Below are 15,145 nucleotides of genomic sequence, written 5' to 3' on the forward strand. Positions count from 1 at the left end.
CCCTCATTTCTTAATAAACTAGGTTCATTATTTAGTTTCAAGCATCCGTTTTTCTTCATCGCCTATATTCAACAATTCATAGACTGGCGGTCCATAGCTGTGTTCATAACAAGGCTCTATCTGAATCAGTCTGCCGGAAATCACTCGTCCGCTAAGCGTTTTAATAGTTACCTCGTCATTAAGCAACGCTTCTTCTAGTAAAAATCCCCTTGCTCTCATTTCGTAAGGCACAGATTTGGAATCTTCAGGAAGCCGGTCACTTCGTTCTTCAGGTTGTAACAATATCCGATGGATTTCCACCCATGTACCTTTGTTTACTTGTTCCATACAAAGCCCTCCTCATTTTTCGCGATTTTAGGAATCTCCTATAGGTATTTTTCGATCCGTCCCTCCCTTAAGAGCCACTTGCCCTTAGGAGTGGCATTTTAATAAAGTTTAGCAGTTTTATTTAAACATAACTTTTGATATTTTACAACAATTCAAAATATTTAAACTAAAGTGAGATTTATTTTTAGATTAAATACCACCACGTGCTGCTTCTCTTTTTTCTTTAAAACTACGACTTTAAGCACCCGGACTTAACCTCAGATTACTGGTCTATTTACTTTGGACATGCATAAAATGATAGAAAGAATGTTTGGTGCTGAAAGGAATACTCCGCATGATTGATCGTAAAAGATTAACAGCTACTTTATATGCGACATTTTCCATTAGTTTCTGGGGCGTATCATTTGTTTCGACAAAGGCTTTACTTGGTAAGCTGGACCCCTTCTCATTGCTAGTTCTTCGATTTGGAATAGGCGTAATCTTTTTGCTATTATTATTACTGCTTCAGCGGATCCGGTTACATGTTTCCCTCAGATATATTCCTCACCTACTGATTTTGGGCGTACTTGGAGTTTTTGTTCATCAAGTGCTGCAGGCAAGCGCATTGTTAACGATTAGTGCCTCCTCTGCCGGATGGCTCATCTCTTTTTCTCCTGTGTTTACCTTCATTTTGTCGATTCTTTTTTTACATGAAAAAATAAGTTTTGCGAAAGCGGCGGGGATCGTTTTGGCCATCTTCGGAGTCCTGTTGATTACAACAGCCAGAAATGGAGAATCTATTCAGTTTACGATAAATCTTGGCTTCGTTCTCATGATGCTGAGCACATTAAACTGGGCAGTTTATTCCGTACTGTTAAAAAGCTTGGGAATTCCATATCCACCACTATTGGTCACTTTTTATATGAGTCTGCTGGGCTTACTGCTGACAACACCATTTCTAGTCCGAAATAGGGGCTGGGAATCTCTTTCCCTGCTAACTCAATCGGAATGGACTCACCTACTTTTTCTCGGAATCTTTGTTTCGGGAATTGCCTATTGGTATTGGGCCAAGGCTCTGGAAATTTTGGAGGCTACCAAAGTCTCGATGTTCCTGTATTTGGAACCCATCGCCACTTTAGTTGCAGCGGTATTGATCCTGAATGAAAAAGTTTTACTCATAAGTGTGGCGGGCGGAATCATAATTATTATTGGAGTAATCATGGTCAACGGTCAGCCTTTGCCACTCTTGCTAAACCTCATTAAGAAAAAACCTCGATAGGAGGACAACTATGACTTTGACAACAAGAATCAAAGGGGTATTAGATCCGTTAATAAGCCCTTCACAAGCCGAATTAAAGGACGCTCTTTTACAAATAAACCTGACTCTGGATGATTTTGAACACCTGCCAGAGCCTGCAGACGGCAAACCGTATAATCGGAAGCTTCTTTATAAAAATAGCGAGGTTGAACTCCTCGTGATGAACTGGTCAGAATTGGAGTGCGCCCCGCACGACCATGGCCAATCGCACGGCTGGATTCAAGTCATTTCCGGGATGACCAAAAATACAGTGTTTGAGTTAAACGGAGATGGGCTCCCTACTGAGTTATTTCATGAGTATCAAGATAGAGGTCAATATTTGTATGCTCCGAAAAAAGGGATTCATCAAATGCAGGCTTCCCAGGGAACAGACTTGGTTACCCTTCACCTTTATTCTCCTCCAATTACCGGGATGATGGTTTATGACTTGCAAAAGTGTGCAGTCTGTGTCGTATCAGATGATTGTGGGGCATGGTGGCCTGAGGAGCAAGTTCAAAAGGTGAAAGAGATTCAACTTAAGAGGAATGCTAAAAAAGGACCCGAGTGACATCGGGTCCTTCCTTTTTTTTATAGTTTACACCCACTGAATCGAGCCAAACTCACCATGCGGGTGGTTTTGCAGCTTATATCTCCGATACTCATTTTCTAGTTTGCGAAGTGGCATCTCATAGAGTTGTTGATCTTCTATTTTATAGACGTTTAGAAAAATCAGCTTATTGATTAGTTTTTGACGCTTTTTATCGTCGTTCGTTCTCATGAGAAACACTCCTTGTTTTCAAAAACTTCTATTTTATTCCGTCCTAACTTAGTTTATATTATAAACTTATAATTCCCATCTGTAAAGTAGGAAATGGAAATAAAACGAAAAAAAGGCACTAAACATAGAATAGTGCCAGTCGATACTTCAATACCTAAACTGCTAAAATCCAGTCCGCGATATCACTTATCACTTGCTGATCAACTTTCTGTGCAATTTTATATTCTTTTTGTACTTTTAAAAGTTCCCCATAAATGGATGGCATCATAAGATGGTTCAAATTAGAATATAGTTTATATGTTACATTTGGCTTGTCGCCCAGAATACTTTTATACCCATTGAAATCTTTTTCTAATGAGGCTTGGACATCCTTTTCCCCTTGCATGATGAATATGGGTTTATCCAAGTCTTTAAGATATTGACTGGATGGATGTTCCCCTGCCTCTTTAAAATAATAGGCCATAAGGTGTTTGCCCATAACAGGGGTTGACTTTGCCTGTTCATCACTCAAATGGTAGATGTTTTCAAACTTGGATGCTAAAGCGGCTATCTGCTTCTTGGCAATGAATCGCACAAACCTATTCAGCGAGTCTAACACAACGTCATTTTGGCTCATCATAATTTCTTCCAATGTCCGCGGCGACCCGGCCATAATGATGATTCCCGTGAAATTTCCACCTTCCGAGTCAATTCTCGGAGCAAGCATCCCACCCATACTGTGGCCGATAATAAAAATTTTGTTCCTATCAATGCGGGAATCATTACGTAATAACTCAGCAGCAAGAACCGCATCTTCAATGGTTTCCTCTTTCACAGACAATCCGCCATCGTGCTTCATTTCTTTTCCATACACAAAGGTCCTCTTGTCGTAGCGAATGGCCGCAATCCCTCTTTCTGCCAACCCTTCGGCAAAATCTCTAAAAACATAATTGTTTCCTACATTTCCGTCCATATTACTTGGACCTGAACCGTGAACCAATACAACAGCAGGGACGGGCCCAGCCGTGTTTTCTGGAATGGTCAGCATGCCATTAAGCGGGTACTTTGTCCCGGCCCCAATCACAATTTTTTCTTGAACTAACGTTTTTTCCCCCATCAATTCTCTCCCCTTCTTTTTGTCTAGTACTAAAATACTATTCCTAACATTTCGACATTATTATCAAAAAGACCTGCTCTTATTTCTTACATTTAGAATGAATTTTACAATCAACCACTTGAAAGTTAAGACTAATAGGGAATCATCTCTTATTTTTCAAAAAGGAAATGGATGCCCTTACTAAAGCGCTAGTGGAGTACTTCGGGGATAAGAACTGAGCTTCAGGTTCGTCGTCAAACTTTAAATGTTAAAAAGTAAAAGAGCAGGCCAAAAAGCCATGATTAACAAAAACATGGCTTTAATTGATTAACTCTGTTTTTCTTTTATCTTCTCCTGGAATTTTTGGAGTTCTTTTAGCGACAGTTCCCCGAGTGATTTTTTAATTTCATCCTCTAGTTGTTTTTTATTGCTCTCCTGATACTCGTTCCACCAATCTCGAAGTCCTTCCGTTTGATCAATAAGGCCTTCGATGTCAATTTCCACTAATTCATCATCCGTCATATACGTTAATACAGCACCAAGCATACGTGTCAGTTTTTCTACTTCATTATCATTCTTCCATTCATTTGGAGTATCGGTTTCCTTTTCAGTCTCCTCAACAGTTTGTGCAGATTTTCGCGGCATCGGTACCCTTCCTTACCATTTACTGATAAATCTTAGTATTACCAGTAAGCATGAAATCAATTAACTTTATTGCATGTCTGGAAATGAAAGGCTGATAAATTATATAAAAAAAGGCCAAAAGAAGTATCTTTTAGCCTTGTACTGGGGTTTCTTTTTCCAATTCCTTTAATCTCATTTCCACTTGCTCCGGTGTGAGTTCATGTTCTTTCACATACAGATTTCTTGGGTGGACACGGCACTCATGAGTACAGCCGCGCAAGTATTTGTGTTCGTTTTCTTCCGAACAGAGTATTTGTTTATTGCACTCCGGATTTGCGCAGTTGACATAACGTTCGCATGGCTCGCCTGTAAAGTAATCCTTGCCTACAACCACATGCTCAATCCGATTAACTGGAACACTGATCCGTTCATCAAATACGTAGCATTGACCATCCCACAGGGTCCCTTTTGTTTCTGGATCCTTGCCGTAGGTCACAATGCCGCCGTGAAGTTGGCTCACGTCTTCAAACCCTTCCTTGACCAACCAGCCGGAAAACTTCTCGCAGCGAATGCCGCCTGTACAGTAAGTCAGGATTTTTTTTCCTTCCAACATGTCTTTATTCTCATGAATCCAATCCGGCAGCTCACGGAACGCCTTAATTTCAGGTTTAATCGCCCCACGGAAATGGCCCAATTCATATTCGTAATCATTACGTGCATCGATCACAACAGTGTCAGGATCCTGCATCGCTTCCAACCACTCTGTCGGGCTTAAGTGTTTTCCTGTTGTCACATTAGGATCGATATCATCCTCCAAACGGAGAGTCACAAGCTCTTTCCTGTAACGAACATGCATCTTTTTAAAAGCATGTTGTTCAGCTTCATCCACTTTAAAGACCATTTCGGCAAAACGGGCATCGGCTTTCATCGTTTTGATGTATTCGTCCGTTGCTTCAATCGTTCCCGATACGGTTCCATTAATTCCTTCATCTGCTACGAGTATGCGCCCTTTTAAGCCAAGTTCTTTACAAAACTTCAAATGGCCGGCAGCAAACTCCTCGGCGTTTTCTATGGGAACATACATGTAATATAAAAGTACCTTGTAAGGTTTTTGAGTTGTCATTTTCTAATTCACCTACTATTTTATAATCGTCTACTTTTTAAACTCAAAAATATAAAAAGTATTTTACAGGTTTAAGCAGGTTTTTTCAATGTAAATGCATGGGAAAAGGATGACTTCCTTACATATGCAAAGCTTTTTGCCAGTCGATTTTGGTTGGTTTCGCATAAAAAAGAACCGATAAATGTTCGGTTCTACGGTTTCATATTCCCTGATTTCAATTTATTTTTCACGTCATAGTATAGGGCCACAATAATATCAATGTTATTATCAATAAAGTTCAGTCGGTTTCTGGAAACCTCTGACCACTCACTATTTAGGTGGCGTGCAGATAGAATATGCCTAATGCTAAAGGTATAGGTGTGATGCAATTCCGAAATAAGATAGCTTGCACCTGAAAGAGGCTCCTTGCTGACTATGCTTTCAATATCATTTTTTAACCAGTCTGGCGCCACCGCAATGGCTCTCTTTAACAGCAGTTCATGCTGATCCTCATTCATGACTTGTCCTCCTCATAATTATTATTTTAATCATGTTTTTTATCATACAACATCATCCGTCATTCTCCTAATCCAACCAATAACAAACGCAACAAAAATCATATACGGCGATAAAAAAACCGAACATGCAGCAACATGTTCGGTGTGTTATATGTTCTAGTACTCTACCTTCCACATATACCGTCTTGTTGACAGTGGATGGTTGCGTACATCTGCAAGCTGATCGGCAAATTTTCTTAATACATGATTCAGGACAAGCGGTGCGATATAGCCTTGAACTTCTTTGGAAACCCCGGTGAAATCAAAGTCTTTGGCATCAAGAACCACCAATCTTTTTCCATAGCGACGCGAGAATTCAAGGGCCCTTTCTTCCAAAGGCCTTGTTTCATCCAGGCCAAGTAAAATGATAAATGGAACATCTTCATCCAGAATCTCAAATGGACCATGAAAGTATTCTCCGGCATGGATGGCGTGAGAATGAACCCACTGCATTTCCATCAAAATACAAATTGCAAATGAATAGGCCACACCAAAATTTGCTCCACTTGCCATCGTATAAATGATCTTTTCATTTTTATAAGATTGAGCAAAATCCTTGGCTTTCAGGGCATATGCGTTGGCAGCCTTATCGTAAAGGGTTTGGAGGTGTTCAAGACTGGCTTCGACTAAATCTGCTTTTTGATTATTTTCCAATACCTTCAATACCCCAAACACAAGCTGGTAGAGGACAGAATAATTGGTCGTGAGAGCATCCGCCTCCTCGCCCCATTCATATTTTAAAACAACATCGGATTCTTGGACTAGTGATGACCCTTCTTCATTCGTTAACGATACTGTCAACGCTCCCTTTGTCCTGGCAAATTTTGCTGCAGCCACCGTTTCCGGGGTTGTACCGGAATGGGAACAGAGGATAACAAGAGATTGGTTTCCTAACTTTGCGTGATTGCGATGGATAAATTCATTGGAATTGTATAAATGGGCATCAAGCTGTTTTGCTTCACGATCCATAACATACTTGCTGGGATACATGATTGCCGATGAACCGCCACATGCCACAAAGAATATATTTTTTACATTCCGTTCCTCAACCTCAGCTAACGCCTGCTTTACTTGATTTTTAAGCACTAACTTTGCAGCCATTTCTCTTTCTCCCTCCTTTAATGGTTAAAATGGAACCTTTTTATAATATCTTCTCGTCGACAGTGGATGCTTTCGCTGCTCCTCCAAATGGCAACTAACCCGCTCGAGTAAGGTGGCCAAAACAATTGGGGATAGGTAGCTTCTCAATTCAGCAGAAATCCCGTCAAGTTCATAATCCCTTGTATCAAAAACGGTTAATTCTTTCGAGTAGTGCTTTGCAAAGCGTTCGACCCTTTCAGCAAGCGGACGGGTCTTATCCTCACCCTTTAATAAAATAATGCTTGTATCCTCTTCGACCAATTCAAGCGTACCGTGGAAGAAATCGGATGCATGAACCGGGCGGGTTTTAATCCATTGCATTTCTTCTAAAATACACATTCCGTAATAATAGGTTTGCCCCCAGTCAATTCCTGTCCCGGAAAGAATGTGATATGGCGTGTGTTTATGTTTTCGGGCAAAGTCAGCGGCACGCTGTTCAGTTGCACTCTTAACCTTCAATAAAACTGCCGGAAGCTGTTTCATTTCCTCGACAAATTGATGATACTGAGGAAATTCATTCCGCTTATACATCACCCGGAATGCAATCAAGTAGGATTGGATGTAGAAAGATTCACATGAGGTATCATCAGCAGCATAATTCACAAAGGTATAATCGGTTAAATGACCTAAAGGAGTGTCCGCGTGCCCGACTAGACTAATGGTTGTTGCGCCTTTTTCCTTGCAAAATTGTGCAGCCGCAACCGTTTCTTTTGTCGTACCTGACAGAGAAGGCAGAATCACCAACGACTTTTCTCCTAAAAATTGATGATCCATTAACATCAGTTCAGAAGAAATTTCCGTAAAGACGGGCAATGTGGAATGATTTTTTAAAATATACTGTGCTGGATACATAAGAATCGTCGCCCCACCGGTACCGACGAAAAAGACATTTTCCACATCTTTTTCCATTACAACGTCAATTGCTTGATTCAACTCATCCTTTAATTGCACAGCACCAGCTTGAATTCCCAAAAATCTTTCAGTATCAAAGTTAAACATCGTGTTAATCCTCCTTTTTCTATCTGATGGTGCACTCTGAGAGGCAAAATGAACAAACGAAACGTCCGTTCATTTTGCCATAACGCAGCTTTTTAGTAGTCCATTTTTCGATAATATCTTCTAAGCTCTAAAGGATGATTTCTTTCCCTCTCAAAATAGACACTGAGTCTACCTGTTAATGCCCAGTTGACGTTGACGGCAAAAAACTTTCGAAACTCTGCTCTGATTCCATTCAATCGATAGTCCTTAGTATCAATAATGAACAGTTCCTTCGTAATCTTTTCTGCAAACCGCTCAACGCGCTCTACTAATGGACGTGTTTCATCTTCGCCTTTAAAAAGGATTACACTTGTATCCTCTTCCACCAGCTCGAGTGTTCCATGGAAAAATTCAGCTGCATGAATGGATTTGGATTTAATCCATTGCATTTCTTCCAAAATGCACATGGCATAAGAGTAGGTGTTTCCCCAAAGATTCCCTGCACCTACTAGCATGTGGTAGCCGGTATCTCTGTGCTTAATGGTAAATTGTTCAGCGCGTGAATCGAACGCTTCAAGCGCCTGAACTATGCCTTCTGGTAAAAGGGCAATTTCTTTAGCAAATTGGTCATATTGCGGAAATTCGTCATGGTTATGGATGAACCGGAATGTCAACAATTGCAAAAATACAAAGAATGTATCAAACGAATGCTTTTCATCTGAAGCCAAAATACAATGATCAACTTTCTCTGCAAGTGGTGTGCCAGGTTTTGCTACCAGTCCAATCGTGGTTGCACCCTGATCTTTACAGAATTGTGCGGCAGCCACTGTTTCTTTTGTTGTCCCGGTAACGGAAGCAAAAATACAAACCGAATCCTTTGATAGATGACGGTGGTTCATCACTAGTAATTCAGCTGCGATTTCAGCATGTACTTCCAGCGTAGAATTGGACTTAAAAATATACTCATATGGATACATCAGCGCAATCGTCCCGCCGGAGCCGATTAAGAAAATATTCTTGAACCCCTTGGCAGATACTTCATCGACAACCTTCTCAATTTCTTCTCGTTTCGCTAGTGCTTCCTGCCCCACCTTTTGTAAAAATAACTCACGATCAAATTTTAACATCTGTCCTGCCTCCAATTTTTTTAACATTTGACTTTCATTTGGTATATACCATTTGTACCATTCATGGTAAAAAAACATGTCCCAGGCAGAATAGGAAAGGTAAACACCTCCCTATTCAGTTGCCTGAAGACACTTTTTACTCATTTCTCACCCTTTAACACTTCCGGCTGTTAAACCACGGACAAACTGTTTTTGGAAGATGATATAGGCGATGACCATTGGAAGTGCAGAAATCGCCAACCCAGCCAATTGGATGCCAAAATTGGTGTTTAACTGACTTCTTAGGTTCATTAACCCGACTGGAATGGTTCGAAGACTGGAATCCTCCACAAATACTAACGCAAACATAAACTCGTTCCATACATTCATGCCTGTTAACAAAGCACAAGATGCAATAATCGGTTTACCCATCGGGATAATGATGTGCCAATAAACCTTCCAGCTATTACAGCCATCGATGATCGCCGACTCCTCCAGTTCCCTCGGGATGGAGAGAAAATAAGATCGCATCAAGAAAATGGAAAAGGGTAATTGAAACGCTACATACGGCAAGATTAATGCCCAATACGTATTATAAAGTCCCAGCCCCTGTAGCAGTTTGTATAGCGGAATCAAGCTGACCTGCGGCGCCAACATTAAACCGCTTAGAATGAGAATCAGTAGAATGTTTTGACCCCTAAATTGAAACCGACTCAACCCATAGGCAGCCATCGATCCCAGTACTACCACTGCCAAAACCGAAACAACCGTCACCAGTACACTATTAAGGAAGAAGTGTCCAATTCCCGCATCCCAGGCGGATATGTAATTGCCCCAATGCCATTCTTCCGGAAGCGACCATGTGTTTAGAAAAAAGTCACTATTGGATTTGAAGCCACTTATAACCAGCCAAAACATCGGATAGATGATGACCAGGGCAAACAGACTAAACCAGACAAGGACACCAGCTTGAAACATTCGATCCTTCAATTTTGTGCCGAAATGGGTACCACCAGGACTGAGTTCTGTTAGATTTTTTGTCTTTACTGCGGGTTGACTCATCTGCCTACACCTCCTGTCCTGATTTCCCAAGCTTCATCTGGATTAATGAAAGCACCAGGGTAATGACAAAAACAACGGTCCCAATGGTAGAGGCATAACCCATTTCGTCATTTCGGAAGGCAGCACGGTAAAGCATTGTGCCTAAAACTTCTGTCGAACGCCCCGGCCCACCGAAAGTCATGATATAGACTTCATCAAATACCTTAAAAGCACCAATCACGGTAATGACTGAGCCTACCAACAGCATTTCTTTGATTTGCGGCACCGTAATGTTGAAGAATGTTTTTATCTTGGAAGCACCATCTATCATGGCTGCCTCATAATATTCAAGAGGTATTTTTTGCATGGCAATCAAGAATAACATGGCCATATAGCCTGTGTATTGCCATTGTGATACAGCCACCACTGCGTAAATGGCCACCTCACTATCGCCAAGCCAGGACCGTCCCCATTCCGCTTGGCCGATTGCTTTTAATGCCCCATTCACCAAGCCGACTTCAGGATTGTAAAGCAGCTGCCATAATAAGCCGACGACGGCAATTGAAATGACAGAGGGAATAAAAAACACAGTTCGGAAAAATGGCTGGAACCTGCGAATCAATTTATCTTCCAATATAGCCGCAATTATTAACCCGCCGCCTACCTGAAATACCAACGAAATAATAGCGTAAAGCGAGTTGTTTTTTAAGGCAATCAGAAAAACTGGATCCTGAAAAAGCCTTACGTAATACTTTAAACCGACAAAGGTTCTCCCGGCATCAAAGGAATTCCACCTAAATAAACTGTTATAAAGGTTTAATACAATTGGCAGAAATACAAAGAACAGAATTAGCAGGAGTGCCGGCACGATATAGAGTAAGGCGGTTCGTCTGTTACGAAATGTTTTTATCATCCATTGGCCTCCTTAGAGGGGGTAAACAGGACTTTCCTGCCTACCCAGCATTTTTTGCAATCAAGCGCGTCCTCTTTCTTACTCCACTTCGCTTTTTACTTGTTTGGCTACATCTTGAACTTCCTTAATGATTTTATCCGGAGATTTAGACCCATCAAGCAACAATTGAATATTAGACAAATAAACGTCTGCCACCTTGGCATGTACATCTGTGTCAAGCCATTCTGCCATACCTTCCGCCTGCTTCATGTATTCGACACCTTCCGCCACTTCCTTAAGAGCGGTGTCAGGGTTAGTTGCTCCATCAATTGGACTTGGCCAGCCAATTTGTTTTACAAGCTTTAAGGCATTATCTTTACTTGTCAGGAATTTCAGGAATTTTATTGCTTCATCTGGATGCTTTGTTTTCGAAGAAACGATAAATCCATCTGGGGCACCTGTAATATATTTCTGGCTGCCTTTGCCCTCAGTGATGTCCGGCATTGGGAAGAAGCCCCAGTTGCCCTTCATATTTTTGTCCGCATCAGGGAATTCCTCTAGCTCTACATAGAAAATGGCTCCTTTACCTGCAAAAAACAATTGCTTGGCCATATCATGTGAACTGGAGTTAACATTTTTCATAAAATATCCTTTTTTATTTAAATCAGCGAACATTTCCATCGCCTTTACATAGCCAGGATCCGTGAATTCTCCTGAAGCAGGATTATAGTCTTTCATTCTGACATCCTGTGCAACCATCTTTTGGTTTAATCCCGTTAAGTAGTGAATGGCTGCCCAAGGGCTTTGGTTTCCAAGAATTAACGGAGTTTCTCCGCCCTTTTTCAGTGTTTCTAAAACATCTAAAAATTCATCCCATGTTTTAGGGGCTTCCAAATGATATTTTTCGAATATTTCCTTGTTGTAGATAAAGAACTTGCCGTTGAATCGTAACGGAATACCATAATTCTTTCCATTTGATGAGAAAGGCTGTAGTGATGCAGGAATAAAGCCATCTTTCCAAGCTGCATCTTCATTTAAATATGGGGTTAAATCCAAAGCTGCATCAGCACGAACAAATTTGCGGGCAAATTCACCTGACCAGGAGAACATAATATCCGGTACTTCATTGCCGCCTAGAATGACACGAAGTTTATCTTTAATCGGCTCATCTGCAATGGCTTCCATTTTAATTTTGATATCGGGATTTTGTTTTTCAAACTCTTTTACGACTTCTTCAAAATAGGGAGCAAATTCTGGTTGGGGCCACTTATGGAGGAACTTTAAGACAACTTTTCCAGATTCCTCTTCGTTGGAAGAAGAGCTAGAACAACCTGCAACAACGAGTGACATAATTAACATTACTACTAATAACAATTTCGCCTTCATTTTCACTTTTATTAATCCTCCTTATTTTGTTCTACTAAACTATTGAAAATAGCTACTAATCTATCCACCCCCGCAAGATATATTTCACTATTTTATTTCCCTCATTTTAGATAGGGAAATTAAAATGGAATACCGTAACCAAAAGCACCGTCTACCAAGCAGGTTTGCGCTGCAAATTTTGCTCCTGCTTCTAAACTCTCAGTCAGCAGGACAGCGTGATCGCCTGCCGGATTTTGCTTTTTACCAGCAAGATAATGGAGAATAAAAGCAGTAAAAAAGGAATCTCCTGCACCAAGGGTATCAACAGGCTGGACAAAATGCGGCTTTTGCCGATAAAATGCATCTCCATCATAGACAATTGACCCGCGGGAACCCATCGTCCCAATCGCCAGCTGGCTGCCGTAGGAATAAACTTGTTTTAATAGATTCTCAACATCCGGTTCCAGCAGTTGTCCACAGGAGATCAGACTGACATCAATAAAGGGACAATTCTTTTTTAGCGAATGATCATTATAGTCACTAGAAAAATCGTATGATACCAAAACACCTGATGTTTTTAATTTATGTAACTCTGAATCCATGTCGCTGTAAATGCTGCTGTGAGCAATATCAAAGGTTTTAATATATTCCAAGTCTTCATCTGAAAGGATAACCGGAAAATGCTTTTGCACTCCACCATCATTCCCGCCGATGAAAACCCGGTCACCATTTACTAAATCTACGGCCGCGAAGCCATTTTCCCCTTCGTGCTGACGGCAATGGGAAATATCCACTTCCAACGCCTTTAAGGTTTCGATAATATGGTCAGCCGCACGATCGTTTCCAAACACACCGAGGTAAGCGGCTTCAATCCCCAGCTGCTTTGCATAAACAGCAAAGTTTAGGGCATTTCCTCCTGGATACATCGTTTTTTTGTACATATATTTATCGACCACATTATCACCAACACCAATAACTTTCATCAACGGTCCCTCCTTATCGATAAGTGGTATATACCATTTGTGGCATTAAGCAATATGGTATATACCATTATATTTATTTTGAAGTGAAAATAATCATTTCAGTTTTAATTCGGAATAGAATTTGACGATATCACTTCTAGTGAGAGAAGTCGAAAATTCGATTTCGGTATTATTTCGGTCGAAGGCAACTGACTCCTGAAAGATACAAGGGCTCTCAGAACGGATTTTTAACAATTTACTTTCACTTTCGTCGGAAAAGGTCACTTGCATATATTCCTTCGCCTTTACAAGAACGATCCCAAATTCTTTTTCTAGCAGTTCGTATAAGGATTGGTTCTCTTCTATCATCCGATCGAGCCCGGGACAAAGCTTTTCCGGGATAAACGATTCTTCAATCGCGATGGGTGTCTCATTGACGAAACGCAATCGTTTAATGACAATCATCATTTCTCTCGGCAGTATTTGTAGTTTGTGAGCCAGTTTAGCATTTGCTTCATTTTTGCCGATGGAAAGTATTTGTGTACTTGGAATCAACCCTTTATTTAACATGTTTTTCGTAAAACTGTTAAATGTCACAAAGTCCATGGTAATTTTGTTATTGGTAATAAAGGTTCCGGCACCTACACGCCGTTCAACGACCCCTTCCCTCTCCAGAATCGATAATGTATGCCTTGCTGTCATTCGACTGATTCGGTACTGCTCGGCCAATTCCCTTTCTGAAGGGAGCTTGTCACCATGCTTTAGCTTACCGCCCTCAATATCTTCCATAATTTTATTTTTTAGCTGCTTATAAAAAGGGACTGTCTCTTCATCATTAAACACCCTGCTCATCTTCCATTCTCCTGATTTAATTATTGTTATATTCCTATTATAATGAATCCGATTATACCCAGTCCATTAATCAATTTTCCAAGAACAAAATGGTATATACCATTTTTAACGTTTTTTTTAATAAAAATGACCAGGTGCTATAACATGTTAGAGAAATATGAAGCGCTTTCAATCCGAAAAAAGAAAGGAAGTAGTGTGTGGATGGTCTTGGATGATTTTAGAATAATTTAAATTTTCTGTATTGTCAACATTATTTTTTAGAAAATTTAATCCTACTCCCTATCTCCATCAGCAGAATTGTTTGAAATCGAATTCGTTAAATGATTCGAAACGAATGGTACTTTCCGGAAACTCCAAATGGGCCGTCACGTCATTTGGGATGACAATGCATTTAACTCCTGCCTCAACTGCAGCAACTGCTCCATTCAATGAATCTTCAATGGCTAGCGCCTCATTAGCTCCCACTTCCAATTCCTTCAACGCCTTCTGATACAGAGAGGGATTCGGCTTTACTTCCAAGACATCATCTTTTGTTTTTATAACAGAGAAATAATCGATAAGGTTAAATTCCCGAAGGTAGCCTTCTACCCATTTTCTGTCGGAACTGGATGCCAAGCCTATCTTTAGCCCAAGCGCTTTTGCTTCTTGCAGCTTTTCTTCCACACCTTCACGAAGCTCCAGCGTCTGTCTATACTTTGAATAATGTTCATGCGCTAACTGTTTAATTTCTAGTTTGTTTATCTCCATTCTAACTTGTGTTTGAATGTATTGATAAAGTCCTCCGTCTGAGGTTCCAATCCCTTTTGCAAATTCCTCAAGCGCAAGGTCTAACTGATATTTCTCCCTTAGCACTTCTTTAAAAGCCTTATACCAAAGGGATTCTGTGTCAATAATCGTTCCATCAAAATCAAAGATAACCGCTTTAATAGTCAATCATTCTTCAATCCTTTCTATTATTTTTATTGGATACCCCTATTATAAACACTAACTTGTTGTTTACCAAACTTTTGAAATTTTTCACTTACATCCTCTTAACCCCACAAACCAACTGGACCGAACATGGGCAACAT

General features: G+C 40.5%; 17 protein-coding genes. 2 read left to right on the forward strand and 15 right to left on the reverse strand.

Annotated elements, in window-relative coordinates:
- Positions 1 to 27 precede the first annotated feature (27 nt).
- Complete coding sequence (ortA, locus tag M3234_RS13920) at positions 28 to 327, reverse strand: 2-amino-4-oxopentanoate thiolase subunit OrtA (protein ID WP_262305295.1); 300 nt, start codon at positions 325 to 327, stop codon at positions 28 to 30.
- 334 nt (positions 328 to 661) lie between these two features.
- Here ortA and M3234_RS13925 point away from each other — a divergent pair, with 334 nt between their 5' ends.
- Both M3234_RS13925 and M3234_RS13930 read left to right on the forward strand, forming a co-directional pair.
- Complete coding sequence (locus M3234_RS13925; protein WP_262305296.1) at positions 662 to 1,585, forward strand: DMT family transporter; 924 nt, start codon at positions 662 to 664, stop codon at positions 1,583 to 1,585.
- A gap of 10 nt (positions 1,586 to 1,595) precedes the next feature.
- A complete protein-coding gene (locus tag M3234_RS13930) occupies positions 1,596 to 2,171 on the forward strand; it encodes a cysteine dioxygenase (protein WP_262305297.1) in 576 nt (191 codons plus the stop codon).
- A 27-nt stretch (positions 2,172 to 2,198) separates the two neighbouring features.
- On the opposite strand, the gene M3234_RS13935 is transcribed toward M3234_RS13930, so the two are convergent.
- The 14 genes from M3234_RS13935 to M3234_RS14000 form a co-directional block, all read right to left on the reverse strand.
- Complete coding sequence (locus M3234_RS13935) at positions 2,199 to 2,381, reverse strand: Fur-regulated basic protein FbpA (protein ID WP_262305298.1); 183 nt, start codon at positions 2,379 to 2,381, stop codon at positions 2,199 to 2,201.
- Between the two features lie 154 nt (positions 2,382 to 2,535).
- Positions 2,536 to 3,477 carry an alpha/beta hydrolase family protein gene (locus tag M3234_RS13940; protein WP_262305299.1) on the reverse strand — a complete coding sequence of 314 codons (942 nt, stop codon included), beginning with the start codon at positions 3,475 to 3,477 and terminating at the stop codon, positions 2,536 to 2,538.
- Between the two features lie 306 nt (positions 3,478 to 3,783).
- Positions 3,784 to 4,101: a hypothetical protein gene (locus M3234_RS13945; protein WP_262305300.1), complete on the reverse strand. Its 318-nt coding sequence runs from the start codon at positions 4,099 to 4,101 to the stop codon at positions 3,784 to 3,786.
- 130 nt (positions 4,102 to 4,231) lie between these two features.
- Positions 4,232 to 5,203 carry an oxygen-dependent tRNA uridine(34) hydroxylase TrhO gene (gene trhO, locus M3234_RS13950; RefSeq protein ID WP_262305301.1) on the reverse strand — a complete coding sequence of 324 codons (972 nt, stop codon included), beginning with the start codon at positions 5,201 to 5,203 and terminating at the stop codon, positions 4,232 to 4,234.
- Positions 5,204 to 5,394: 191 nt separating this feature from the next.
- A complete protein-coding gene (locus M3234_RS13955) occupies positions 5,395 to 5,700 on the reverse strand; it encodes a hypothetical protein (protein WP_262305302.1) in 306 nt (101 codons plus the stop codon).
- Between the two features lie 156 nt (positions 5,701 to 5,856).
- On the reverse strand, positions 5,857 to 6,840 hold the full coding sequence (locus tag M3234_RS13960) for an SIS domain-containing protein (RefSeq protein ID WP_262305303.1): 984 nt from the start codon (positions 6,838 to 6,840) through the stop codon (positions 5,857 to 5,859).
- Positions 6,841 to 6,864: 24 nt separating this feature from the next.
- Complete coding sequence (locus tag M3234_RS13965) at positions 6,865 to 7,878, reverse strand: SIS domain-containing protein (protein WP_262305304.1); 1,014 nt, start codon at positions 7,876 to 7,878, stop codon at positions 6,865 to 6,867.
- 92 nt (positions 7,879 to 7,970) lie between these two features.
- Positions 7,971 to 8,984 (reverse strand): SIS domain-containing protein, encoded by a 1,014-nt coding sequence (locus tag M3234_RS13970; RefSeq protein WP_262305305.1) that lies wholly within the window; start codon positions 8,982 to 8,984, stop codon positions 7,971 to 7,973.
- A 147-nt stretch (positions 8,985 to 9,131) separates the two neighbouring features.
- Positions 9,132 to 10,025 carry a carbohydrate ABC transporter permease gene (locus M3234_RS13975; RefSeq protein WP_262305306.1) on the reverse strand — a complete coding sequence of 298 codons (894 nt, stop codon included), beginning with the start codon at positions 10,023 to 10,025 and terminating at the stop codon, positions 9,132 to 9,134.
- A 4-nt stretch (positions 10,026 to 10,029) separates the two neighbouring features.
- Positions 10,030 to 10,917 carry a carbohydrate ABC transporter permease gene (locus M3234_RS13980; protein ID WP_262305307.1) on the reverse strand — a complete coding sequence of 296 codons (888 nt, stop codon included), beginning with the start codon at positions 10,915 to 10,917 and terminating at the stop codon, positions 10,030 to 10,032.
- Between the two features lie 78 nt (positions 10,918 to 10,995).
- Positions 10,996 to 12,282, reverse strand: a complete 1,287-nt coding sequence (locus tag M3234_RS13985) for an ABC transporter substrate-binding protein (RefSeq protein WP_262305494.1) — start codon at positions 12,280 to 12,282, stop codon at positions 10,996 to 10,998.
- A gap of 119 nt (positions 12,283 to 12,401) precedes the next feature.
- Positions 12,402 to 13,244, reverse strand: a complete 843-nt coding sequence (locus tag M3234_RS13990) for a fructoselysine 6-kinase (RefSeq protein ID WP_262305308.1) — start codon at positions 13,242 to 13,244, stop codon at positions 12,402 to 12,404.
- 93 nt (positions 13,245 to 13,337) lie between these two features.
- Complete coding sequence (locus tag M3234_RS13995) at positions 13,338 to 14,075, reverse strand: GntR family transcriptional regulator (RefSeq protein WP_262305309.1); 738 nt, start codon at positions 14,073 to 14,075, stop codon at positions 13,338 to 13,340.
- Between the two features lie 288 nt (positions 14,076 to 14,363).
- Positions 14,364 to 15,008: an HAD family hydrolase gene (locus M3234_RS14000; RefSeq protein ID WP_262305310.1), complete on the reverse strand. Its 645-nt coding sequence runs from the start codon at positions 15,006 to 15,008 to the stop codon at positions 14,364 to 14,366.
- Positions 15,009 to 15,145: the final 137 nt, after the last annotated feature.

Source organism: Neobacillus niacini (genome assembly GCF_023715785.1).
Classification (GTDB): domain Bacteria; phylum Bacillota; class Bacilli; order Bacillales; family Cytobacillaceae; genus Neobacillus; species Neobacillus niacini_E.